General features: G+C 66.6%; 17 protein-coding genes. 4 read left to right on the forward strand and 13 right to left on the reverse strand.

From position 1 onward, the window contains the following. Nucleotides 1-19: 19 nt before the first annotated feature. Complete coding sequence (gene rfbB / locus ARC20_RS08220) at nucleotides 20-1,075, reverse strand: dTDP-glucose 4,6-dehydratase (protein WP_057646295.1); 1,056 nt, start codon at nucleotides 1,073-1,075, stop codon at nucleotides 20-22. Nucleotides 1,076-1,273: 198 nt separating this feature from the next. On the opposite strand from rfbB, the gene ARC20_RS08225 reads away from it, so the two are divergent. From ARC20_RS08225 to ARC20_RS08240, 4 genes are all read left to right on the forward strand, one after another. Beyond that, the gene (locus tag ARC20_RS08225; protein WP_057646296.1) at nucleotides 1,274-2,020 is read left to right on the forward strand and encodes an electron transfer flavoprotein subunit beta/FixA family protein; all 747 of its coding nucleotides are present in this window, start codon (nucleotides 1,274-1,276) and stop codon (nucleotides 2,018-2,020) included. After that, nucleotides 2,020-2,961 (forward strand): electron transfer flavoprotein subunit alpha/FixB family protein, encoded by a 942-nt coding sequence (locus ARC20_RS08230; RefSeq protein ID WP_057646297.1) that lies wholly within the window; start codon nucleotides 2,020-2,022, stop codon nucleotides 2,959-2,961. Before ARC20_RS08225 ends, ARC20_RS08230 begins: the two co-directional genes overlap by 1 nt. 117 nt (nucleotides 2,962-3,078) lie before the next feature. Continuing rightward, entirely contained in the window at nucleotides 3,079-4,143 is a 1,065-nt protein-coding gene (locus tag ARC20_RS08235; RefSeq protein ID WP_057646298.1) for an FkbM family methyltransferase, read from the forward strand. A 5-nt stretch (nucleotides 4,144-4,148) separates the two neighbouring features. Next, nucleotides 4,149-6,557 carry a glycosyltransferase family 39 protein gene (locus tag ARC20_RS08240; protein ID WP_057646299.1) on the forward strand — a complete coding sequence of 803 codons (2,409 nt, stop codon included), beginning with the start codon at nucleotides 4,149-4,151 and terminating at the stop codon, nucleotides 6,555-6,557. Nucleotides 6,558-6,596: 39 nt separating this feature from the next. Here ARC20_RS08240 and ARC20_RS08245 read toward each other — a convergent pair whose 3' ends face one another. The 12 genes from ARC20_RS08245 to ARC20_RS08300 form a co-directional block, all read right to left on the reverse strand. Further along, nucleotides 6,597-7,763, reverse strand: a complete 1,167-nt coding sequence (locus ARC20_RS08245; RefSeq protein ID WP_057646300.1) for a nucleotide sugar dehydrogenase — start codon at nucleotides 7,761-7,763, stop codon at nucleotides 6,597-6,599. Beyond that, complete coding sequence (locus tag ARC20_RS08250) at nucleotides 7,760-9,421, reverse strand: hypothetical protein (RefSeq protein ID WP_057646301.1); 1,662 nt, start codon at nucleotides 9,419-9,421, stop codon at nucleotides 7,760-7,762. Before ARC20_RS08250 ends, ARC20_RS08245 begins: the two co-directional genes overlap by 4 nt. Before the next feature lie 180 nt (nucleotides 9,422-9,601). Continuing rightward, nucleotides 9,602-11,653 carry a DUF6311 domain-containing protein gene (locus ARC20_RS08255; protein ID WP_057646302.1) on the reverse strand — a complete coding sequence of 684 codons (2,052 nt, stop codon included), beginning with the start codon at nucleotides 11,651-11,653 and terminating at the stop codon, nucleotides 9,602-9,604. A 13-nt stretch (nucleotides 11,654-11,666) separates the two neighbouring features. After that, nucleotides 11,667-12,266 carry a hypothetical protein gene (locus tag ARC20_RS08260; RefSeq protein ID WP_057646303.1) on the reverse strand — a complete coding sequence of 200 codons (600 nt, stop codon included), beginning with the start codon at nucleotides 12,264-12,266 and terminating at the stop codon, nucleotides 11,667-11,669. A gap of 79 nt (nucleotides 12,267-12,345) precedes the next feature. Continuing rightward, nucleotides 12,346-14,004 carry a DUF6311 domain-containing protein gene (locus ARC20_RS08265; RefSeq protein WP_146165812.1) on the reverse strand — a complete coding sequence of 553 codons (1,659 nt, stop codon included), beginning with the start codon at nucleotides 14,002-14,004 and terminating at the stop codon, nucleotides 12,346-12,348. A gap of 25 nt (nucleotides 14,005-14,029) precedes the next feature. Further along, the gene (locus ARC20_RS08270) at nucleotides 14,030-14,428 is read right to left on the reverse strand and encodes a GtrA family protein (RefSeq protein WP_057646305.1); all 399 of its coding nucleotides are present in this window, start codon (nucleotides 14,426-14,428) and stop codon (nucleotides 14,030-14,032) included. Then, nucleotides 14,412-15,332 carry a glycosyltransferase gene (locus ARC20_RS08275; protein WP_108143360.1) on the reverse strand — a complete coding sequence of 307 codons (921 nt, stop codon included), beginning with the start codon at nucleotides 15,330-15,332 and terminating at the stop codon, nucleotides 14,412-14,414. The genes ARC20_RS08270 and ARC20_RS08275 overlap by 17 nt, the downstream gene beginning before the upstream one ends. A 29-nt stretch (nucleotides 15,333-15,361) precedes the next feature. Further along, nucleotides 15,362-16,312, reverse strand: a complete 951-nt coding sequence (locus tag ARC20_RS08280; RefSeq protein WP_057646307.1) for a UDP-glucuronic acid decarboxylase family protein — start codon at nucleotides 16,310-16,312, stop codon at nucleotides 15,362-15,364. A 148-nt stretch (nucleotides 16,313-16,460) separates the two neighbouring features. Next, nucleotides 16,461-20,162: a glycosyltransferase gene (locus ARC20_RS08285; RefSeq protein ID WP_057646308.1), complete on the reverse strand. Its 3,702-nt coding sequence runs from the start codon at nucleotides 20,160-20,162 to the stop codon at nucleotides 16,461-16,463. 26 nt (nucleotides 20,163-20,188) lie between these two features. Next, the gene (locus ARC20_RS08290; protein ID WP_057646309.1) at nucleotides 20,189-21,154 is read right to left on the reverse strand and encodes a GDP-mannose 4,6-dehydratase; all 966 of its coding nucleotides are present in this window, start codon (nucleotides 21,152-21,154) and stop codon (nucleotides 20,189-20,191) included. After that, the gene (locus ARC20_RS08295) at nucleotides 21,154-22,074 is read right to left on the reverse strand and encodes a GDP-mannose 4,6-dehydratase (RefSeq protein WP_057646310.1); all 921 of its coding nucleotides are present in this window, start codon (nucleotides 22,072-22,074) and stop codon (nucleotides 21,154-21,156) included. Before ARC20_RS08295 ends, ARC20_RS08290 begins: the two co-directional genes overlap by 1 nt. Next, a complete protein-coding gene (locus ARC20_RS08300; RefSeq protein WP_057646311.1) occupies nucleotides 22,071-23,894 on the reverse strand; it encodes a methyltransferase domain-containing protein in 1,824 nt (607 codons plus the stop codon). Before ARC20_RS08300 ends, ARC20_RS08295 begins: the two co-directional genes overlap by 4 nt. Between the last annotated feature and the right edge of the window lies 1 nt (nucleotide 23,895).

A 23,895-nucleotide genomic window follows, 5' to 3' on the forward strand; every position in this document is an offset into this window, starting at 1 on the left:
ATGTGGGATCGCTCCGTGATCAGGCGGCGGTGCCGATGCGTTCGAGCCGGTAGCTGCCATCGAGCACGCCGCGCACCCAGTCCTGGTTGTCCAGGTACCAGTCCACGGTGAAGGCGATGCCCTGCTCGAAGGTGTGCTTCGGTTCCCAGCCCAGTTCGTCCTTCAGCTTGGAGGCGTCGATCGCGTAGCGGCGATCGTGGCCTGGGCGATCGGCGACATGGGTGATCTGGCTTTCGCGCGGCTGGCCATCGGCGCGCGGCCGGCGCTGGTCGAGCAGCGCGCAGATCGCGCGCACCACTTCGATGTTCTGCCGCTCGGCATTGCCGCCGACGTTGTAGGTCTCGCCAACACGACCGTTCGCCAGCACGGTGCGGATCGCCTCGCAGTGGTCGCTGACGAACAGCCAGTCACGCACCTGCTTGCCATCGCCGTACACCGGCAGCGCTTCGCCGGCCAGCGCCTTGGCGATCACCAGCGGGATGAGCTTTTCCGGGAAATGGTACGGGCCGTAATTGTTCGAGCAGTTGGTGGTCAGCGTCGGCAGGCCGTAGGTGTGGTGGAACGCGCGCACCAGGTGGTCGGATGCGGCCTTCGAGGCGGAATACGGCGAGTTCGGCGCGTAAGGCGTGGTCTCGGAAAACTTGCCGGTCTCGCCCAGCGTGCCGTAGACCTCGTCGGTGGAGACGTGCAGGAAGCGGAAGCCCTCGCGACGCCCATCCGGCAGCGCCTTCCAGTAGTCGCGCGCGGCTTCGAGCAGCCCCAGCGTGCCCACGACATTGGTCTGGATGAAGGCGCCCGGGCCATCGATGGAGCGGTCCACATGGCTCTCGGCGGCGAAGTTCACCACCGCCTCGGGCTGGTGCTCGGCCAGCAGGCGCGACACCAGGTCGCGGTCGCCGATGTCGCCCTGCACGAAGACGTGGTTCGAATCACCCTGCAGCGAGGCCAGCGTATTCAGGTTTCCGGCGTAGGTCAGCAGGTCGAGGTTGACCACCTTCACGCCGCGGGCGACCGCTTCGCGGACGAAATTGCCGCCTATGAATCCGGCGCCGCCGGTTACCAGCCACGTTGCCACCTGGAACTCCCGTCGTGCAAAGAGCGAAAGGATATCCGCTTTGGCGCGACCACCGCCCGCATGCCCTTCAGGATGACGCGCCGCAGCATTTCCATACGCCATCGCACGGAGGTGGTTTGCCGGCTAAAATCGGTGCACTGCCCCGCGCCAGCCGCCGCGGCCGGGCCTTCCCGCAACAGCTGAAGGATCTCGTAAAAGATGAAAATCCTCGTCGCCTACAAGCGCGTGGTGGACTACAACGTCCGCATCCAGGTCAAGCCGGACGGCTCCGGCGTGGTCACGGACGGCGTCAAGCTTTCGCCCAACCCGTTCGATGAAATCGCCCTGGAAGAAGCGCTGCGCCTGCGCGATGCCGGCATCGCCACCGAAGTGGTGGTCGTCACCCTCGCCCCCGCCGATGCCGCCGCGCACCTGCGCAACGGCCTGGCCATGGGCGCCAACCGCGCCATCCACGTCGTCACCGACGCCGCCGTGCAGCCGCTCACCGCCGCGCGCGCCCTGCTCAAGCTGGTCGAGAAGGAGCAGCCGCAGCTGGTGATCCTGGGCAAGCAGGCGATCGACGACGACGCCAACCAGACCGGCCAGATGCTGGCCACGCTGTGGGGCCGCCCGCAGGCGACCTTCGCCTCCAAGCTCGCCGTCGCCGACGGCAAGGCCACGGTGACGCGCGAAGTCGACGCTGGCCTGGAGACGCTGGAAGTCGACCTGCCGGCGGTGGTCACCACCGACCTGCGCCTCAACGAGCCGCGCTTCATCAAGCTGCCGGACATCATGAAGGCCAAGAGCAAGCCGCTGGAGACGATCGCCTTCGCCGATCTCGGCGTGGACGCCAACGACAGCCTGAAGACCACTCGTTACGCCCCGCCGGCCAAGCGCAGCCGCGGCGTCATGGTGAAGGATGCCGCCGAACTGGTGGCCGCACTCAAGCAGAAGGGGTTGCTGTAATGGCCAAGGTACTCATCGTCGCCGAACACCTGGGCGGGCAGCTCAATACCGCCACCGCCAAGACCGTCAGCGCCGCGCAGGCCCTGCAGCCGGAAGCCATCGACATCGTCGTGCTGGCCGCCGACCCGGCCGGCGTCGCCGCCCAGGCCGCGCAGATTGCCGGCGTGGCGCGCGTGCTGACCGTGGCCAACGCCGCCAACGAACACGCGCTCGCCCAGGTGCTGGGCCCGCAGATCGCGAAGCTGGCCGCCGGCTACAGCCACGTCTTCGGCCCGTCGACCACCTTCGGCAAGGATCTGATGCCGGTCGTGGCGGCCCTGCTGGGCGTCAACCAGGTCTCCGACCTGATGGCGGTGGAGGGCACGCATGTCTTCCAGCGCCCGATCTACGCGGGCAACGCGATCATCACCGTCGAGGCACCGGCCGACCAGGTCGTCGTCGCCACCGTGCGCACGGCCTCGTGGCCGGAAGCGGCCAAGGGCGGCAGCGCCGCGGTGGAAGCCGCGCAGGCCGAGGCCACGCTGCCGAGCCACACCCGCTTCGTCGGCCTGGCGGCCGGCAAGTCCGACCGCCCCGACCTGCAGAGCGCCAAGCGCGTCGTCTCCGGCGGCCGCGGCGTCGGCTCGGAGGAGAACTTCAAGGTCATCTACCAGCTGGCCGACAAGCTCGGCGCGGCGGTGGGCGCCTCGCGCGCGGCAGTGGATGCCGGCTACGTGCCCAACGAGTTGCAGGTGGGCCAGACCGGCAAGATCATCGCCCCGGAGCTGTACGTGGCGGTGGGCATCAGCGGCGCGATCCAGCACCTGACCGGCATCAAGGACGCCGGGACGATCGTGGCGATCAACAAGGACGGCGAGGCGCCGATCTTCGAGATCGCCGATATCGGACTGGTGGGTGACTTGTTCACGCTGCTGCCGGAGCTCGAGAAAGCGCTGGCCTGATCCACGCCGGGCACGTCGCACCGTAAAGCGACGTGCCCGCCGGTTTCGTGGGCACCGTCGCTGGCGGTACGCGGGTTCTGGGTATACTCCGGGCATCCGACTGACGGGGCCCAGCGTATGCAAGGCGTTACGGAAGATGCGGTGGCGTGGGCGTATCGAATCCTGCTCGAGCGCGAGCCGGAAAGCGAGCAGGTCGTCGAGGACACCCTCGGCAGGTTGCAATCGATGCGCGAGCTTCGACTGAACTTCGTCAATTCGGTCGAGTACCGCGAGAAGTTCGACGAGGCGCAGTCGAACGGGCAAAGCCCTTATTTCCACTATGCCGCGACTTTCGACGCATTGCCGTTGATACGCCGCCATGCAGTCGAATCGACGGAAAAGCCGGGCTACCTGGTCAATTTCCTCGGCGTCGCGATCGACCCCAAGTTCTTTCCCTCACTCCTGCAGGATCGCGCAGGAGAAGTGGAAGGCGTGCCGATCCCGGCGAACTGGCACGCGGACATCGCCGAGTGGGCCGCGGCATTGCGCGCGGTCGAACTGTCGGGCGAAAGGTTCGTCGTCACCGAGCTCGGTTGCGGCTGGGGCTGCTGGATGAACAACACCGGCGTGGCGGCGCGCGCGACCGGGCGCCAGGTCAAGGTCATCGGCATCGAAGGCGACAGCGGCCACATCGAATTCGCGCGCGAATCCCTGGCGACGAATGGCTTCACGGACGACGAGATCGAACTGCACCGTGGCATCGCCACGTTCCAGGCGGGCGTGGCGCTGTTTCCGCGACAGGAAGTCCCCGGGATGAGCTGGGGCAGCGAACCCATCTTCAACGCCACCGAGGAACAGCGCCGGCAGGCCACCGAATCGGGGCATTACGACGAAGTCACGATGGTGCCGCTGGCCGACGTCATCGCCAACGAACCCAGGATCGACCTGCTCCACATCGACATCCAGGGTGGTGAAGCGGACCTGGTGGAGCAGAGCCTGGCGCTGCTCAACCGGAAGGTGGCCTACATGCTGATCGGCACCCACTCGAAACAGATCGAGGGCCGCCTCTACGCCGCGCTGCTCGATGCGGGCTGGCACCTGGAAATGGAGCGCCCCGCCCTGTTCGACATCGTGGATGGGCATCCCCGGGTCAAGGTGGATGGCGTGCAGGGATGGCGTAACCCGGCCCTGCTGCCTCTATGAGACCGGTGCCCCTGCGCACCAGAAACCTTCTACTCGTCACGCTGTTCGGCCTGTATATCCTGCTGGGCCTGTGCATTTACCCGGACTACGGCGTCTCGTGGGACGAGCCCATTTCGCGCACCAACGGAATGGTGAACCTGAAGTACCTCGAGAAGACGTACTTCCCGGCCATGCTTACGCCGGACGTCGCCCGCTATCCGGATTTGCAGGATTGGGTGGACCGCGATTACGGCGTGGCGTTCGAACTGCCGCTGGCCGCGCTGGAGCAGGCGTTCGGCGTGACCGGCGCGGCGGTGTATCCCTTCCGGCACCTGCTTACCTTCCTGTTCTCGACCCTCGGCGTGCTGGCCCTCTACAAGACGGCCGCGTTCGTTTATCGCGACTATCGCGCCGGGCTGCTGGCCGCGCTGATGCTGGTGCTGTCGCCCCGGCTGTTCGGCGAGTCCTTCTACAACTCCAAGGACGTGGTGTTCCTGACCGTCATCGCCTTGTCCACGTACACGATGACAAGGCTGCTCTGGACACCGGGATGGCGCTGGGCCGTGCTGCACGGCCTGGCCTGCGGCTTTGCCATCGACGTGCGGGTGATGGGCGTGGTGATGATCCCGCTCACGCTGGCGTTCCTGCTGGTCCGGCTGCTCAAGCGCGAGATTTCCGTACGCGACCTGGTCATCGCCGGCGTGACGTTCGCCGTGACGACGGTCGTCGTGGTCGTCGCGCTGTTCCCGTTCCTGTGGGAAGACCCGCTGGGCAACTTCCTGCTCACCTTCGGCAACATGTCGAAATTCCGCTGGAGCAACCAGGTCTTGTACCTGGGTGAACTGCTGCGATCGACCGACCTGCCCTGGCACTACATTCCCGTCTGGCTCCTGCTGACGACTCCGCCGCTGTTCACGGCATTGATGCTGGCGGGCGCGGTGCACATCGGCAGGAACCTGCTGGCCAACCGAGTCGCCCTGTGGGCGACGCCGGCGCAGATGAGCGAACTGAGTTTCCTGGCGCTTTTCCTGGGCCCCATCGTCGCCGTCATCGCCGTGGGGTCGGTGCTCTATGACGGATGGCGCCACCTCTATTTCGTGTATCCGGCCTTCCTGCTGGTCGCCACCGGTGGCGCGGTCGCGATAGCGCGCCACGTGCGGCACGTTCGTACGCTCCGCATCGCATTCCTCGGCTGTATTGCGCTGGCGCTGTCGTGCAATGTCGCGTGGATGGCCAGGGCCCATCCGCTCCAGAACGTGTATTTCAACGTGCTGGCCGGGTCGAACTGGAAGCAGCACTTCGATCTCGATTATTGGGGGCTGTCCAACCGTGACGCCCTGCGCGCGATCCTCGAAGCAGACAAGTCGCCGCTCATCACGATCCGGGTCGTCGGCATGACCTCCCTGGAACCGTCGACGCGCGCGTTTGCGCCATCGGAAGCCGAACGCCTGCTGCTCGTCGATTGGGTGGAACGGCCGCGATACCTGCTGACCAACTACCGGGGCGAGCCCAAGGGCATCGATCCCCGCCGCTTCCCGGGCTATGCGCCGTTCTACGAAAGGAAGGTCGGCGAGGAAGTCGTCGTGACCGTTCTCAAGCGGGTGGACACGTCCACGGAAGACGCCATCTCCCGCGCCACGCGCGCTTACACCGAAGAGGAGTTCAAGGGCCTGAGCTACTCACTGGCCCCTGCGCGCAAGGTGGCGGGCGCCACGTATGTCGACCTGAAGATCGTCAATTCCGGCGACCAGAAGATCGCGGCGCTGACTTCCGGAAACAATCCGATCCATGTCTCCTGGCGATTCCTCGACCGCAACGACCTGCCGGCCGGCGGCTTCGAGCCACGCCTCAAGCTGCCCAGGGACATTCCGGCGCATGGCGAGGCCGTGCTTCCGATTCGCATCGACCGCCGCAAGATCGTCCCCGGCGGCACGCTCCAGGTCGACCTCGTGCAGGAAGGCACATTCTGGGGGCAAGCCATCGGCATGCCGCCGGCCACCCTGCCCTGGCCGGCCCCCGGGATTTCCGTGACCTCGCGTGCGTATACGGAAGCGGAGCTCAGCGGTCTCGGTTTCCAGCTGGCCCCACCCCGCCGCAGCGGCGGGCACCTCTACGTGGACCTGCGCATCGCCAACAACAGCGGCCAACGGCTGGCGGCCATGACGACGAACAACACCCCGCTGCGGGTGTCCTGGCGCTTCCTCGACCGCGATGGCCAGGCCGTCGGCGGCTTCGATCCACGCATCAACCTGCCGGCGGATATCCCGGCGCACGGCGTGTTGACCGTGCCCCTGCGGATCGATCCACGAGCCGTCGTCCCCGGCGGCACCCTGGAAGCCGATCTCGTGCAGGAAGGCATGTTCTGGGGCCGATCGATCGGCCTGACGACCGCCACGCTGCGCTGGCCGGACGATCTTGCCCGCCCAGCCGAATGACCGACGCGGCGGGCGGAGATATCCCGCCCGCGCGCAACGTCAGTTGTCGCCGAACAAGTCGCGCGTATACACCTTGTCCGCCACGTCCTGCAGGGCGTCGGACATGCGGTTGCTGATGATCACGTCCGCCTCGCGCTTGAAGGCCTCCAGGTCGCCGATGACGCGCGAACGGAAGAACTCGTCTTCCTGCAGGCACGGTTCGTAGATGATGACGTCCACGCCCTTGGCCTTGATGCGCTTCATCACGCCCTGGATGCTGGAGGAGCGGAAGTTGTCCGAGCCGCTCTTCATGATCAGGCGGTAGATGCCCACCACCTTCGGCTTGCGCTTGAGGATGTCCTCGGCGATGAAATCCTTGCGCGTGGTGTTCGAGTCGACGATGGCGCGGATGAGGTTCTGCGGGACGCTCTGGTAGTTGGCCAGCAGCTGCTTGGTGTCCTTCGGCAGGCAGTAGCCGCCGTAACCGAAGGACGGGTTGTTGTAGTGCCCGCCGATCCGCGGATCCAGGCTGATGCCCTCGATGATCTGGCGGCTGTCCAGCCCGTGCATCAAGGCATAGGTATCCAGTTCGTTGAAGTAGGACACCCGCATCGCGAGGTACGTATTGGCGAACAGCTTGATGGCTTCCGCCTCCGTCGGCTCGGTGAAGAGCACGGGGACGTCCTGCTTGATGGCGCCTTCCTGCAGCAAACCCGCAAACACACGGGCGCGCTCGGAGTGCTCGCCGACGATGATCCGCGACGGATGCAGGTTGTCGTACAGCGCACGCCCCTCGCGCAGGAACTCCGGCGAGAAAATGATGTTGTCCACGCCGAATTTCTTGCGCGCATTGGCGACGTAACCGACCGGGATGGTCGACTTGATCACCATCGTCGCTGCCGGGTTGGTCGCCACCACGTCGGCGATGACGGCCTCGATCGAGCGCGTATTGAAATAGTTGGTGCCGGGGTCGTAGTCCGTCGGCGTGGCAATGATGACGAAGTCCGCCCCTTCATAGGCTTCCCGGGGAGACAGCGTGGCGCGGAAATTCAGGCCGCCGCTGGCCAGGGCTTCTTCGAGCTCGGCGTCGACGATGGGCGAACGCCCTTCGTTGAGCATCCGCACCTTCTCTTCGATGATGTCCAGTGCCACGACTTCATGGTGGCGGGCAAGCAACACACCGTTGGAGAGCCCCACATAGCCGGTACCCGCAATTGCAATCTTCATCTTCCATCGCCCTTGTTGCCGATAAGTGATCCAGTGGCTGGCGCAGGCCAATCCACCGTCAGTGGCGGCACGCCGATGGTGTGGGCCCAGAACACGCCCTCCTGCACCACCGAGACCTGCAGCCAGCGCGCATCGCGGGGGAATGCTTCCGGCATCACGAAGATGCGCAGCTCCCCCGCTCCCTTGGGCTCGATCGCGGGCAGGCTCGCACGCGCATCCCAGCTTCCGGTGCCTGCGTCGGTATCCGTGACCAGCCGCCATGACAACGCCAAGGGAGCATACAGTCTTCCCGAGGTGTTCAGGCCGATCGCGTCGTTGTGGTTCAAGATCCGCAAGGAAACTTCAATCCGCCCATCCGGCTGTGGCTGCGCGCCGGCGTAGACGAGCTCGATGTTTCGCACCTGGTCCTGTGAATATTGCAGTTGCACCCGCTTGGCGACCAGCGACTTGGGCGACACGCTCCACCAGTAGTCGCCTCGCGTCGCGCCGGCGCCGGGCAGGTCACCGCGCCAATAGGCGCACATCGCCAACACGGTCACGGCGCAACATACCGCCGCCGCTGCAAGCCATAGCCTGCGTGCGAACGGCTTGGCGGAAGCCAGGCCTTCGGCGAGCACGATCATGGCGATCGGCGCCAGTTCCACGAACCCACGGTGTCCGAAGCCGGCGCCCAGCGCCCAGGAATGCCAGGAGCCATACAACAGCGCGAAGATCGCACTGCAGACCAGCAGGACCTGGGAAGCCGGCGCCCGCCAGGCACGCAAGGCGAACCAGGTGGCGAGCAACATCACCGGGTAATAGGTGTACAGGCCCCGCTCGTAGGAGAACAGGACCTCGAACGAGTGCCGGGCGAAGCTGGGAAAGGCCTCGTTGCCGTAGCTCGAGATGGTGGTGGCACCGCTGGCATACCGGTTGTAGGCAATCTGCAATGCCAGCGCCGCCGCCGTACCTGCCGCCCAGCCGAACCACACGCGCCAGCGCGTAGGGCCGGCGATGCCGCCGAACAGGAGGTAGGCAATCGCCAGGGTCAACAGGCCGTTGGTCTGGCGCACCAGGTACAGCCAGCCGCACACCAGCATGAAGGCGCATAGCCACGGCACGGTGACGTCACGCCGGCCAGTGCCCATCCAGAGCAGAAGCGCGGCGCCGAAGCTGGTGTAGACGTGACTGAAGGACGCATCGAACGTGCCGTAGTGGAACAGGCCCGTTCCGAACGTCACCAGGGCTACCGACGCCAGCGCCAGGCCCTGGTGTATGCCCCGCCGCAACAGCACGACGTACATCATGCAGGCGATGGCCAACAGCATCAGCGCCCCGCCCCACAGGACCACGCGATGCTCACCGACCGAGAATCCGGTGCCGACCGGGTCGTTGGCCAACCACGGCAAGGAGAACGGCAACTGCAGCAAGCCCACGCCCGGCGGATACTTGACCCGGCATCGCTGCTGCTCAAGGTTTTCGCTCGAGATTGCGTTCACCGGATCGAGCAATTCCCGGTACTCGCAAAAGCTCAGGTCCCCATGTGCCAGGCCATGCACCCAGATGTGGTAACCCACGCCGTCGGACCGGATGTCCGGCGTGTTGGCATAGGGCCGGAAAATCGTGACCCAGCAAAGCAAAGCCGCGAAAAGGACGCCGCATGCAAGCGCGACGAACACACTGCTTCCACCCTTTCCCGACCAAGCCGCAGCACCTTGCCGCATCTGTGTTCTCCCCCTGCTCCGGGGCCTTTGAGTATTGAACGACGAGGACCGAGGGCGGGTGCGGCCACAGCCGCCTTGCCCCGGCCTCGATGCTGAAACCATCCCATGACCGCAGGATGGCGATGCCGCGCTCCGCTATTGCACCTGCTCGACCGGCAACGGCGTGATCACGGGCGGGACGCCCTGGTCATGGAACCAGGCACGCCCCTCGATCAACATGCCCAGCGCAAGCCTGTCGCCATCGTGGGTCGAAGCGGGTACGACGAACTCGATCTCACGCTGCTCTCCGGGCGCCAGGTCCAGGCCATCGCCGATTTCCACGCGCGCGCTCCAGGCGGCCGGATCGACCGCGGCGCCCGGCTGCAACTTCTGCCACGACAGCCGCGTGGGCTGCGCGGCAGGCGTGGCATCGAGCACGAAGTCCGAGCCGTTGCGCACCTGCACCCGCACGCGGTACTGGGAGGGCTCCCGCTGCACCGAGAGCACGTTGAGCGAAACCAACCGGAAGTCTTCCAGCGGCAGCGCCGTCCAGCTGCCCGGCGGGCACGCCGGTTGTCCCGGCAGCACGACCGGGCCGCCCGCCGCGGCAGGCAACGGGGCATGCAGATGGTCCATGTAGAAGGCTGCCGCGGCGCGGAGCCGTCGGGCCGCCTGCGCGCACGCCGGTACATCATTCCGGGGCAACGGCCAATACCCCGGCGCGAGATTGCCCGAGTAGCCGTTGAGCGTCGGCCGGTCGACGGTTTGTCCGAGCACCATGCCGTCCAGCTGCGCGTTGATGAAGGTATTGTCCGGACGCAGCGGCACGAAGACGAGCGCGTCCGCCGGCAGCGGCGTCGGCAGGCCGGCCTGCAACGCCAGGGTGCCGGTTCGCGCCTGCGCCGCGTCGAAGTTGACGGTCCGCATGGTGGTGGACTCGACGATCATGAGCAGCGCCAGCGCCGCGACGGGCAGGCGCCAGAACTCGCCGCGACCGCGCACCGCGTCCACGCCGACGGCCACCAGCACCGCGACGGGCATCGCCAGCACGAGGCCAATGCGCGCCATCGCACGAATCGAGTTCACGCCGGGAAGGCTTGCCAGCAGCAGGTACAGGGAATGACCCCGCACGCTGACGGTCAACACGACCAGCAAGGCGATGGCCAGCAGCGCCACCCACCGCATGCGCAGGGAAGACTTCAGCAACCCCAGCAGGGCCAGCCCGCTGATGCCCAGCCCGAAGAAGATCTGCTGCTCGTGGCGCATTGGCAGGTCGCCCGCCAGGCGTGCACTGACGCCCGCCCAGATCGCCGAACCGTCGGCCAGCACGTAGCTGCGCAGGCGCGGCAGCAACGATGCGATTTCCTGCGCGTCACGCTGGAAGCCATACAGCTTGGAGTAGTGCAGGTACGGATACATCAAACCGGCGAGTGCCACCAGCGCCACCAGCCCCATCGCCACCGCGAACAACAGGTCGCGACGCGCGGTGGGCTCGGAGAGCCGAAGCCCCGGCGTGAACCAGCGCCATGGCGCGCTGCGCTCGACCACCGCCTGCGCGACCGCCCAGGCGCCCAGGAACAGCGCCAGGAAATAGCCCAGGTAGATCGACAGGTAAAACTGCCCGCAGATCGCCAGCGCCAGCCAGCCCAGCCACGACCATCGCGCGGTCTCGCGGAAGCGCTGCCAAAGCAGCAGCGCCACCGGAATCAGGAAGCGATAGACCAGCTGTGCGTGGCCATGGCGCGCGATCACCGGCATCGCGAAGGCGAACGCGAACGCGCCCAGCGCGCCGGCGACCGGCGAGAAGCCCAGCTTGCGCAACACCCAATGGCAAGCGATGAAGTTGGCGACATAGCCGCCCATGTACCAGAGGTCGAACGCCTGGTAACGATCCGCACCCAACAGGCGGTACAACGAGTAGAGCCAGCCGGTGCCCCAGTGGTTGTCCGAGAACGTCACCGCACCGGGCATGGGGAAGAAGAACGAAGGACTCAGCAGGCTCGCTTCCTTGCCCGCCAGCCATCGGTAGAAGTGCTCGAGAATGACGCCATTGAAACGGGCGTCGCCCAGGTCACCCGGCACGCAGGCCATGTGGCAGGTATGCGCCAGCGGCACGAACCAGAACCCCAGCGCGAGCAGCACGACCGGCGCCAGCCAGCGCCAGTCCTGGTCGTTGCGATGACGGCCCAACCCCAAACCCTGCTGCATGGCCTTCCCCCGGTTACTGGCAGCGATAGTCGGAGCTCATCCGGCTATCACGGAACGGATCGGTCAGTGCGTCGGTGTACTGGCCCATCAGCAGCCGATGGGTCGGCAGCAGGTTCTTGCGATAGAACCGGCTGAACCCGGCCAGGCGCTCGCCGCGCGCGGTCAGTCGTACGCAGCCATCGTGGATTTCGATGGTGCCCGACTGCAGCTGTTCGGTCAGGCGAACCTCGACCAGGTGATGCTCGCGCACGTATTCGTCAGTGAACACCTGGCGGAATGCGTCCTCGCGGATGCCGCCGCCGCGCTGCTGCAACTTCTCCAGGATGTAGAAGGAGAGCGAGCGGTCGATCACCGTCGGCACCGAGATCGCGAACAGGTAACCGCCGAGCAGCCAGATCAACACCAGCTGGATGAGCTCCAGGCGGTTCAGGCCATTGAATGCACGCAGCGCGAAACCGGCGCCCGCCACGATGACGACGGCGATGAAGGCATCCAGGATGGTGGCGTACAACACCACTTCCACCCGGAAATGGCGCATGTGGATGTAGTAGACCACCAGCAGGACTGCCACGAAGGCAACGGTGGCCAGGAGGGCGCGTACGTATTTGTTCATTGGAAAACCAGGGTTCATTTGCATTCGTGATGGCCCGCCCGCGTTCCGTGGAGGCGGGGATGGGCACTCGTATTCTGTTTCAATGGCGGGGCACGCACAGCCAGGAATCATCTCCATTGACGTGCGAACGGCAATCGAATCCCGCCTCGAATCCGCTGCCGTAAGCCCGGAAAAGCGCATCGGACAACAGATACACGGCGGTCGGGTCCGGCTTCGCCAGCCTGGCCGGATAGTCGCAGTGGTATGCCAGCTGAGACGGGAGGTTCCGGGCCGCGTAGAAGTTGTTGGTCGGAATCCGCTGGCGCAGTGCGAACTGGCCGACCGACTCGAAGTTGCGGATGCCCAGCGGAGTGGCCTGGTGGTCGCACTGCCAGGCCGGATAAACCAGGATCGCCGAATAGGTTCCGGGCGGCACGCCGTCGAGCACCTGCGCCTTGCCGTCGGCGATGGCGAACTTCACATGGCGTGCAATCGGCTGGATATCGACCAGTTGCACGGCCAGCAGGACGACAAGCAGCGGCAGCGCCCGCCGTGTCCCCAGCCGCAGTACGCAGCTGGCGAGGGCCAGGAATACCAGCCAGAACCCCGACATCCAGAAGAAGCGGCCACTGGAGCGGAACTTCCCGAGCATGTCCTCCAACACGGCAGGCACCGCGAAGTGGTGTCCGGCGGAACCGACGTACACGGTGGTCGACAGGGCCAGCGCGAAGCAGGCCAGCGTGACCACCAGCGCCGGGAAGAACGGGAATTCGACGGCCCGCAGCCGCCGGATCGGCAGCAGCACCAGTGCGGCCGCGCAAAGAACCAGCACGCCGAGGCCGAGATAGTTGAAGCCTTCGGCCGCCTGGCCGCCGGTCGGGTCCGCGATGTCGAGCGGGAACAGCCGCGCGAGCCCATTGGAATCCATGGGGCCGAGGACGTTCGACGAATAGCGCCCGTAGTCGCCGGTCCTCGCGCCGCTGGCGTCCAGGAATCCGAACACCGCCAACCCCAGCGCGGCGACGAGACAGACCAGGACGACCCGCTCCAGTGTCACGCCCCAACCGAGCGTCCGGTAGCGCAACACCGTGATGCCGCACAGGTTGGCCACCACCATGAGGGTCAGGTAGGGATTGATCCCGGTGGCCAGCAGGACCACCGCGCCGTTGCCCAGCCACCATGCCCGCCGCGGGCTATCCAGCGTGCGCAGCGCCATCCAGATCGACAGCACGAGCACCCACTGCGAGGACAGCGCGATGTGCCACTGGAAGCGATGGAAGGTAAACGGCAGCGTCGCCACGATCAGGGCGATGACCGCCGCCACGGCCAAGCCGGCACGCGAATCCGCCGCCTCACCCAAGCGGTGCAATACCTGGCGCGCGGCCAGGAAGGCAAAGACGCCCTGCAGCACCACGCAGGCCAGGAAGTACCACCCGATGAATTGCAGGCCGTCGGGAATCGCCCAGGACACGCCGCGCGCGAGCAGCAGGAACAGCGGCATCGGATCGAACAGGGACACGCTCATCGGCAGCGGATGGCTTTGCCGCGCGGATGCGAGCCAGCGCTTGTCCGGATCGGCCAGATATTGCCCCCACGCCACGTAGACCTGCGACAGGTCGCTCCAGATCCAGCGCGTGTCATGTACGTGCAGTGGCATGGGGCCAAGCACGTAGCGGGCCCATACCGCGCACAGCATGCCCACCGCCGCCAGGCAGATCCAGAAGGCGCGCCGTTCGCGGTGAAGGGCCATCCCGCTCATGGCATCGGCGTCCCGGGCTGCCGTCTCACTTGAACACCATGAATTTATTGGCGACGAAGCTGAAAGCCATCTGCATGAAGGTGGCCAGCACGAAGCCGATGCGATAGTCGTACCCGAGCCGGTCCGCCCAGATATGCATGACCAGCGCGTGCAGCGCCGCGATGCAGGCGTACAGCAGCAGGAACAGCATGCCCTGCCGAAGCAACGGGCCGGACGTTCCGCGGAACACGAAATAGCGGCTGCCGATGAAGGAGGCGGTGATGCCGAAGATCGCCGCCACGCCGTTGGCGACACCGGCCGAGGCCATGCCCACCACTTCCAGGTTGAACTTCAGCACCAGGAAGTGGATCGCCGTGGCCGCCAGGCCGTTGATGACATAGCGTACGAACTGCCCGCCGAGCGCCCCTTTACTCAGGACGCGCATGCAGGACCTCTGCCACGAAGTCGCGATAGCTTCCGCTCAACAGCACGCCGCCGCCACGCATCATGCCCGACAGCATCAGGATGATCAGCGTCAGCGCCGCGGTCTGCAGGAACACCAGCAGCAGGATGCCGGCCGCCAGCGAGAACCAGCCCGGGGTCGCGACACCGATGGCCTTCAGGACCAGCGCCACCACGCCGCCCAGGATCGACAGGCCGGCCACCAGCGTGCAGGCGATGCCCACCCGCACCAGCACGTCCTCGGCGAACACCATCAGGGCGCGGAAGCCGTGCAACGCCAGGCCGACGAAGTTCATCTTGCTGCGGCCGGCATAACGCGGACCGCGGTTCAACGCGCACGTCGTCACGCGCAGCTTGGAGCTCAGAACGCAGGCAGCCACGTGCGTCCACAGCTCCTGCATGGCCGCCAGCCGGCGCACGCCGGCCATCTTGATCGCCATGAAGTTGCCGAAACTGATCTTGCGCCCGCTCAGCAGCGCGAAGAGCCACTTGTAGACGACATAGAAGGCGCGGAAGCGCATCGTCTCCACGCGGCTCTTGCGCGTGGCGACCACGACATCGACATCCGGCGCATCGAGCCCTTGCACGAGCTCGGTGATGCTTTCCGGCGTGTCTTCGCCATCGGAGTCCATCACGACCACGCGCTGGTCGTCGCCGAAGTGTTCGGCGACGTAGCCCAGGCCGATCGCAATGGCGCGCTGGTGCCCCACATTGCGCCGCAGCTTGATCACCACGCCTTCGAGACCGGCGGCGGAGATCGCCGCCGGATCGACCGGCTGGCGGACCGAGCCGTCGTCCACGGCGACGACGTACGTCTGCGGCCCCTGCGTGCGCGCAAGTTCCTTGAACAACCGGCTGGAGGCTTCGACGTCCTCGTACACCGGCATGACCACGACCAACCGACCAAGGCCCACGGTCACTCCTCCAGTCGCTTCCGGAAGTAGGCGATGGTTTCCTTCAGGCCATCCTCCAGGGCGACCTTCGGCTCCCAATCGAGCTTTTCCTTGGCCAGGCTGATATCCGGCTGGCGCTGCTTCGGGTCATCCGAGGGCAGCGGTTCGAACACCAGCTTCGACTTGCCGCCGACCAGACGCAGCACGGTCTCGGCCAGCTGCAGCATGGTGAACTCGCGCGGGTTGCCGATGTTCACCGGGCCGGTGAAGCCGCCCTCGCTGTCCATCAGGCGCAGCATGCCCTCGACGAGATCGTCCACGTAGCAGAAGCTGCGGGTCTGGGTGCCTTCGCCGTAGATGGTGATCGGCTCGCCGCGCAGGGCCTGCACGATGAAGTTGCTGACCACGCGGCCATCGTTGGGATGCATGCGCGGGCCATACGTATTGAAGATGCGCATGACCTTGATCTCGAGCTGGTGCTGGCGCCAGTAATCGAAGAACAGGGTTTCGGCGCAGCGCTTGCCTTCGTCGTAGCAGCTGCGGATGCCGACGGGGTTCACGCGGCCCCAGTAGCCTTCCACCTGCGGATGGATTTCCGGGTCGCCATAGACTTCGCTGGTGCTCGCCTGCAGGATGCGCGCGCGCACCCGCTTGGCCAGGCCGAGCATGTTGATCGCGCCGTGCACGCTGGTCTTGGTCGTCTGCACCGGGTCGGCCTGGTAATGCACTGGCGAGGCCGGGCAGGCCAGGTTGAAGATGCGGTCGACTTCCACGTACAGCGGGAAGGTGACGTCATGGCGCATCAGCTCGAAACGCGCATTGCCGAGCAGCTGCTCGACGTTGGCCTTTCGGCCCGTGTAGAAGTTGTCCACGCAAAGGACGTCGTGGCCCGCCTCGATCAGCCGATCGCAGAGGTGGGAACCCAGGAAACCCGCGCCTCCGGTCACAAGTACCCGGCTATCGTTCGTATACATTCTAATCCTTGGGTAGAAAGTTCAGGCCTCGGGGCATATACCGGCCGAGGAATCCGTAATAACGGGATAATACGTTACCGCACATCAGCCGTTGCAAGCCCACGGGGCACGCGTCATCGCGCCCGCCCCCCGCTGCCCGCACGCGGGGTCAGTAATCCCAGCCCCCGCGATCAACCAGGTGTAACAGTGCCTGTGCAGACTGCGACCACGTGCGCCCCAGGTCCTTGGGTGGTGCCGGCGGCAGGTCTTCCATCAGCAGCCGCGCCAGCGCCGAACCGTCACCCAGGGTGAAATAGCGCGCGTGGTCGCCCGCGATCTCGCGGAAAACAGGAATGTCGCTGAGCAGCAGCGGCAGCTCGTAGCGAGCGGCCTCCACGATCGGCAAGCCGAAACCTTCGGACCGCGACGCCTGGAGCAGTGCAGCGGATGCGCCATAGGCGTAGCGCAGCTCCTCGTCGTCGACGCTTTCCAGCCAGAACAGCCGGCGTCCGAACTGTGGGTGGCGCCGCAGGCGATCGGCCATCGCCGTCACGTTCCAGCCTTCCTTGCCGACGATGACCAGCCGGCGTTCGCTACCCGCTCTCCAGGCTTCCTCGAACGCGTCCAGGGCCAGGTCGTGCCCCTTCCGCGGCTCGACGGTACCGACCATGAGCAACGCCTCGCCCTCGAAGATCGTGCGCAGGCGGGCCGGCGCCACGTCGCTCGCGCCTTCCACCAGATCGCTGCCCAGGTGGACATGGCCGATCCGCTGCAGTTCGCGGCGTTCGGCGCCCGTTTCCTTGATCCATGCGGACAGGTCGTCCGCGGTCGCCCGCGAATTGCACACCAGGAAATCGCAGTGCTTCACCACGTACCGCAGCCACTGCTCGAAGACGGCAGGCATGTAGTCGACGCAGTACTGCGGCTGGCGAAGCGGAATCAGGTCGTGCACGAACGCCCCCACCCTGCCCCCGCGGGTATGCACGCACGCGATCGAGGCGTCATAACGCTCGACGGCCTCCCACGCGGAGTCGAGCAGCATGAGGACATCGCCGCCCTGGATGCTTACGTCGTCCGGACCACCGCCCGGAGGAACCCCCAGCACCGTGCTGGCGTAGGTTTCGGCGGAACGCAGCCGCCCCTGCCGGTCGTGCGCCACGACATCCACCTTCAGCTGGGTGGGTCGTTCGGCCAACAGGCATTCGCGGGCGATATTGCGCACCACGCGATGCACGCCGGTGCGGTAATCAGCCTCGACCAGCTCGCTCAGGTCGAGCAACAGGCGCGGCGACCCGCTGCTCCTCGTGGCGACAGCCAGCGAATGCTCCACTGCATCCAATTCGCGCGGTGAGCTGGCCGTACCATCGAGCGCATCCGCGATGCTTTTGACCACCAGCTCGCCACTGGCCCAACTGCGGTGGCGCCGGGCTTCCTCGACCGCGCTGGCATAGACGCGCGCGGTGATATCGGGGTCATGCTGGCGACGGATGTAGCCGTACGCGTAACTGCCCAGCAGGCGACGCCCTTCGTCGTCCTCGATCAGCGCCGCGATGGCCGCCGACAGCACCGCGGCGTCCGGCCGCGCTTCGACCTTGCGCACGACCTGCGCCGGGAGCTCGGCAAAGCTGGCGTAATCGTTGACGATCGTGGGAAGGCCATGCGCCATGCAATCGTAGACCGCCTTGGAGGTTTCACCCCGGCTGATGGCGCGCAGCTGCACCGCGATATCCGCCGCCTCCAGGTAATCCCGGTAGAGCGCGTCGTCCGCGAAACCGGTGATTTCCACCTTGACCTGGCCGGCCAGGGCGCGCACCTGCTGCGTGATGGAAGCGCCGTACTCGCCGCCATCGTTCTCGCCCACGAAGACGAGGCGGATCTTCTGCTGCAAGGCGGACGGAAGCCCGGCCACCGCTTCGAGAAGAAGGTGGTTGAGCTTGGTATCGGCGAGGAACCCGAAGCTGACCAGCAGCACTTCATCGGCCGTCAGGCCCAGCCGCGAGCGCGTGGCCTTCCGCAGGTCCGGCGTGCCGTCGGACGACGGGCGCAGCCGCAGGGGCATCGGCGCGACGGAGACGACGGGACGCCGGCTATCCGGGAAGTAGCGCTCGATCACTTCCAGCGAATGCGCGGAATGGACGATCAGCGCCTCGGCACCCTCGATGACGCGCAGCGATGCGGGATACCGGCTGCGGGCCGCCATCTCGCCCTCGTCGGCCAGCACGGACAGCGCCCCGCGGCCATGCGAATGGGCCAGCGCATCGCGGAATGCATCCGCCACGCCACCGTGCCGCTCCATGTACCAGAACAGGGAGCTCAGGAATACGTCATGCAGCACCACCACGCCGGGCACCTGCTCCAGCAGGCCGACCATGTGGGCGTGGAAGGGCGAATTGCCGAACTGGTAGATCACGCTGTCGTAGCGCGAGGCCAGCCCCGGTAGCGACTGCCACGGGCGCACGTTGAAGCGCAGGCGATAGGCCTGCAACGACTCCGGATCGGCGTCGGTAAACAGGTCCACGTCCAGGTAGCGCGACAGCGGGGACACCAGCTCGTCCACGTAGTCGGCGATACCCGTCCGCTGCGGCGGCAGCGGTGTCACCATCGCGACGCGCGGCCGCTTCGGCATGCCCAACCGCGGCGCGCGGACCATCTCCTCCTTGCGCTGCCTGGCCTCGCGCCAGGCGGCGATCGACAAGGCCGCGGTGCGCTCCCACGTGTACTCGCCTGCACGCTGCAAGCCGAATTCGCGCAGGTTCTCGCGGTAATCGCCGTCGCGCAGGGCGCGCGCCAGCAGTTCGGCGCCGGACTCGGGGCGCGATGCGTCGAACATCGCGTCCTTGCGCGCGACGACTTCACCCAGGCTGGAATTGTCGGCAGAAATCGTGGGCGCGCCACAGGCCATCGCCTCCAGCACCGGCAGGCCGAACCCTTCGTACAAGGAGGGGAAGAAGAACACATCGCACGACTGGAACATCGCGATGAGTTCGGCGTCGGAGATCTTGCCGGTAATGACCAGGTCGCGCGGACGCAGCCCGCACTGGCTGGCATGCTCGCGCAGCGACTTCTCGTCGCCCACCTGGTTGAGCACCAGCTGCACGTTGCGACGGTCGGCAGCAGGTACCTTCGCGAACGATTCGATCGCGCCGGTGAGGTTCTTGCGGAAGTCGCCGTTGCCCGTATAGAGCACGAAGCGATCCTCGATGCCGAAACGCCGCATCAGCGCCGCATGTTCAGAACGATCGCCCCCCAGTGGCTTGAACTCGGCGCCGACGCCCGCGTGGATCACCGCCAACCGCTCGGGCTGGATGCCCAGCAGGCGGATCGCGTCGCGCCGGGTGGCCTCGGAGATGCAGAGCATCACGTCGAAGCGCTGCAGCGCCTGCAGCCGCGACAGGTACCACGCCCGGTATTCCGGCTGCGCCAGGTACTGCTCGGCAAAGACCTTGGGGATGAAGTCGTACAGCGTGACCGAGCTGATCGCCCCCGGCACGGAGGCCAGGCCGCGCGAACCGCCCGCATGCTCCACGAAACCCTCGAACAGGCTGTGGACATGCACGAGATCGGGCGACAGCCCCGCGTAATGGTTCGCGACCAGGCCATCGGCCGCAGGCCGCAGGCCGTCGGCCGGATGGCCATGCGGCTGCACCGGCCCCGGATAGTAGTAACGGCTGAAAGCCGCACGCGAGCGCCGCCCTTCGAGCGCGGCGAGGACTTCGTCGGCCTCGCCCGCGTACGTGCCATCCAGCCCGACCAGGAACTCCATTCCTTCCGGATTGGCCAGCAGGGCCTGGGTGAAATCAAGCGAATACCGACCGATACCCCGATGCCGGGATGCGGTCTGGCAGGCCTGCAGATCCAGCGCGATGCGCATCAACGTGCTCCTTCCCCCGCCGCCGCTCAGCCCAGGCGCCGCATGTCTGCGTCGACCATCATCGTGATGAGCTGCTCCAGCGAGGTCTTCGGCTTCCAGCCCAGCTTGGCCATCGCCTTGGCCGGATTGCCCAGCAGCACGTCCACTTCGGCCGGGCGATAGAAGCGCGGATCGATCACGACGTGGTCCTGGGCCTTCAGGCCGACATGGCCGAACGCGATGTCGCACATGTCGCGCACGGTCGTGGTCAGGCCGGTGGCCACGACGTAGTCGTCGCCGGCCGGCTGCTGGGTCATCAGCCACATGGCTTCGACATAGTCACCGGCAAAGCCCCAGTCGCGCTTGGCGTCGATGTTGCCCAGGCGCAGTTCCTTCTGCTTGCCGAGCTTGATGCGGGCGACCGCGTCGGTGACCTTGCGGGTCACGAACTCGATGCCGCGCAGCGGCGACTCGTGGTTGAACAGGATGCCGCTGGACGCGTGCAGCCCGAAGCTCTCGCGATAGTTCACCGTCGCCCAGTGCGCCATCAGCTTGGCGACGCCGTAGGGGCTGCGCGGATAGAACGGGGTGGTCTCGTCCTGCTTCTCGGCCTGGATCAGGCCGAACATCTCGCTGGTGGAGGCCTGGTAGAAGTGCGCCTTGTCGTTGACCGTGCGCACGGCTTCCAGGACGTTCAGCGCGCCCACGCCGTCGATCTGCGCGGTGACGATCGGCTGCTGCCACGACGTGCCGACGAAGCTCTGCGCGCCGAGGTTGTAAACCTCGCTGGCCGAGGAGATCTGCATGGCGCGGATCAGCGAGGAGAGGTCGGTGAGGTCGCCGTCGATCATGCGCACGTCCGCGTCGATCCCCAGTTCGCGCAGGCGCCACAGGGTATCGGTGCTGCGGCGGGCCAACAGGCCGTACACCTCGTAACCCTTCTCCAGCAGCAGCTTGGAGAGGTACGCGCCGTCCTGGCCGGTGACGCCAGTAATCAATGCAGTCTTGGTCATTATTTGCGGTTCCTTGCGAATTCGAGAATGTCGGACAGGGTGGTTCTGATATCGAGGGTAGGTCGCCAGCCGGTGTCCCTGGACAACGACGTGGCATCGGCGCACATGCGCCGCTGTTCGGAGGGGCGCATGCGCGCCGGATCCTGCCGCAGCGTCGCGGTGACGCCCGCCAGGTCGAGCATGTCGGCCAGCAGGTCGCGCACCTTGCGCTCCCTGCCGCTTCCCACGACGTAGACGCTGCCGGGGTGGCCCGCGCGCAGGATCGCCGCGTAGGCCGCGACGACATCGCGGACATCGGTGAAGTCGCGCGTGCTGTCGACGTCGCCCAGGTCGATCACGGCCTCCTGCTCGCCGCGTTCGATGGCCACGATCTGGCGCGCGATGGAGGGCAGCACGAACTGCTCGCCCTGACCCGGGCCGATGTGGTTGAAAGGCCGCGCGATCGCGCAATCCAGCTTGCCGATGCGCTGGGCCTGCAGGCACAGCTGCTCTGCCGCCCACTTGCTGACGCCGTACGGGCTGCGCGGGTGCGGCGGCGTGTTCTCGTCCACCGGCAGGTCGGCGTCGGCGACGGCGCCATAGATGTCGCCCGAGCTGACATACAACATCCGCCCGCCGAAACCCGCGTCGGACAGGGCCTGGATGAGGTTCGACGTGCCGATGACGTTGATGGACAGCGTGCCCGCCGGGTCCTCGAACGAACGCGGCACGAAGCTTTGCGCGGCCAGGTGCAGCACGGCCGACGGCTGGGCCTGCGCCACCACTTCGCGCACCGCGGCCAGGTCCTGGATGTCCCAGCCCTGCGGCGCCACGACCGCCCGCACCGGGCCGAACAGGCCCTGCTCGACCGCCGCCAGCACGTGATGCCCGACGAAGCCGCTGGCACCGGTCACCAGCAATGCGGGACGCGGATCGGTCATGCGAGCTTCCTCGCGATCACGGCGTAGTCCAGCGGCGCACGGAACTGCTCGATGATGCGGTTGAGCGAAGACGCACCCGGCTGGTCTTCATCCAGCAACGCGGGGAACTCCACGGCACGTGCGTGCGTAAGTCGTTCGATGCGCACCTCGGCGAAGCCACGCGAGCGTGCCAGCCAGAACATCAGGCCCGGCGGCAACGGATTGCGATGCGTCGGATCCATGTAGAAGGAGAACGCGCCCACCATCAGGTTCTCGGGGTTCGGCGTCTCCAGGATCATCAAACCACCCGGACGCAGCACGCGGCGGCACTCGTCCATCAGGGCGATCATCGTCTCGAACGGCAGGTGTTCGATCAGATGGATCGAGGTGATGGCGGCCGCCGAACCGCTCGGCATGCCGCGCAGCACGTCGAAGGCGTCGCCCTGCACCACGTCCAGGCCCAGGGCCCGGCAGTTCTGCACGAACATGGTGTTCATGTCGATGCCGCGCGCCTGGTAGCCGGCATCGCGGACCAGTTCCAGCCATTCGCCACGGCCGCAGCCGATGTCGATCACCAGGCTGTCCTGCGGCATGCCGCGGCTCGCGGTCTCGATTTCGGCCAGGTAGGGACGCACGCGTTCGCGGACCAATTCGCGGGAGCCGCGGAACGAGTCTTCCAGCGCCGAATACAGCGCATCCATCCCGGAAGCGGACGGTGCGGGCGGGCGGACAGCCGGCACGGCGTCGTCCTCGTTCGCGGCTTCTTCGGGGGATTCGAGGGGCGCCGCGGGGATGGGGGCCACCGCCAGCGCGTTGACTATGTTGCCCATCTGGACGCTGGCCGATTCGAGGAACCGCAGGCGCTCATCGGTATGCACCTGCAGCGCATCCAGCTGACGGTCGCGCGCGGCCAGCGCTTCGCGCCGCGCCGCTTCGCGCTCAAGCAGCGCCGCTTCGCCTTCGATGCGCGCGGCCTGCACGCTCGCCAGCCGCGCCACTTCCTGCTCCACGCGCTCGACGGCCGCCTTGATTGCGACGACGTCGTCCGACAATCCGTCCAGGCGCTCTTCCGCCCGGCTCAGGCGCACGAGCAGGCTCGGGCGAGCCGGCGCGGAAGGATCCGCGTTCCCCGCGCCCGCGGCCGCACTGGCGAAGACTTCCTGGCCGAACTCGGCCGAGAGGATGTTTTCCACCACGGCCGAACGGGAGGCGGTATCGGCCGCGGAAGACGCCACGTCCACCGCCAGTTCCGCCAGGCGCCGCTCGAGCTGGCTCGCACGGGACACGCTATTGCCCGCGAGCGCATTGAGCAGCTCGCCGACACGCCGGGCCTCGCGGACACTGCGGGCGCCCTGGATCGCCTGCTGGCGCGCCAGGCGCGGCAACCGCGCCAGCGTGTGCAGCCAGTCGATCAGCGGGCCCACCACGGGCTTGCGCTTCCATTTCTGCAACGTGGTCGGAATCAGCAGGCCATCGACGTGAACCGACTTGGCCAAGCCCTCGGGCGACCAGCGCAGCGCCGCCAGGATCTCGACCTTGGTCAATGCACCGGCACGCAGCTCGCCGGTGAACTGCGACAAGCCCTGGTCGTCCGGGGCACGCCGCAGGACGGCCCGGTAGGCGTTCTCGACGAACTCCTCGTCCTCGTACTGCAACAGGTCGTCGAGGCGGTACTGGTCTCTCTCGTTGAAACGACCCTCCGGCCGCCAGAATACCGGGCCGGCCACACAGCCCGCGGCGTCGCCACCGGTCACGCCTGCTTCCTGCGCCCGGCGCGCAAGCAGCTCTTCGCGCACGCGCTGCATGATGCTGCCGGAAGCCTCTTCCAATTTGACGTTCATG

Origin of the sequence: Stenotrophomonas panacihumi (genome assembly GCF_001431645.1) — a bacterium.
Classification (GTDB): domain Bacteria; phylum Pseudomonadota; class Gammaproteobacteria; order Xanthomonadales; family Xanthomonadaceae; genus Stenotrophomonas_A; species Stenotrophomonas_A panacihumi.

Coding starts and splice junctions, on each gene's coding strand:
- ARC20_RS08225 (WP_057646296.1), top strand. CDS start 1,274: ATGAAAATCCTCGTCGCCTACAAGCGCGTGGTGGACTACAACGTCCGC.
- ARC20_RS08230 (WP_057646297.1), top strand. CDS start 2,020: ATGGCCAAGGTACTCATCGTCGCCGAACACCTGGGCGGGCAGCTCAAT.
- ARC20_RS08235 (WP_057646298.1), top strand. CDS start 3,079: ATGCAAGGCGTTACGGAAGATGCGGTGGCGTGGGCGTATCGAATCCTG.
- ARC20_RS08245 (WP_057646300.1), bottom strand. CDS start 7,763: ATGAAGATTGCAATTGCGGGTACCGGCTATGTGGGGCTCTCCAACGGT.
- ARC20_RS08255 (WP_057646302.1), bottom strand. CDS start 11,653: ATGCAGCAGGGTTTGGGGTTGGGCCGTCATCGCAACGACCAGGACTGG.
- ARC20_RS08260 (WP_057646303.1), bottom strand. CDS start 12,266: ATGAACAAATACGTACGCGCCCTCCTGGCCACCGTTGCCTTCGTGGCA.
- ARC20_RS08265 (WP_146165812.1), bottom strand. CDS start 14,004: ATGAGCGGGATGGCCCTTCACCGCGAACGGCGCGCCTTCTGGATCTGC.
- ARC20_RS08270 (WP_057646305.1), bottom strand. CDS start 14,428: ATGCGCGTCCTGAGTAAAGGGGCGCTCGGCGGGCAGTTCGTACGCTAT.
- ARC20_RS08275 (WP_108143360.1), bottom strand. CDS start 15,332: ATGCCGGTGTACGAGGACGTCGAAGCCTCCAGCCGGTTGTTCAAGGAA.
- ARC20_RS08280 (WP_057646307.1), bottom strand. CDS start 16,312: ATGTATACGAACGATAGCCGGGTACTTGTGACCGGAGGCGCGGGTTTC.
- ARC20_RS08285 (WP_057646308.1), bottom strand. CDS start 20,162: ATGCGCATCGCGCTGGATCTGCAGGCCTGCCAGACCGCATCCCGGCAT.
- ARC20_RS08290 (WP_057646309.1), bottom strand. CDS start 21,154: ATGACCAAGACTGCATTGATTACTGGCGTCACCGGCCAGGACGGCGCG.
- ARC20_RS08295 (WP_057646310.1), bottom strand. CDS start 22,074: ATGACCGATCCGCGTCCCGCATTGCTGGTGACCGGTGCCAGCGGCTTC.
- ARC20_RS08300 (WP_057646311.1), bottom strand. CDS start 23,894: ATGAACGTCAAATTGGAAGAGGCTTCCGGCAGCATCATGCAGCGCGTG.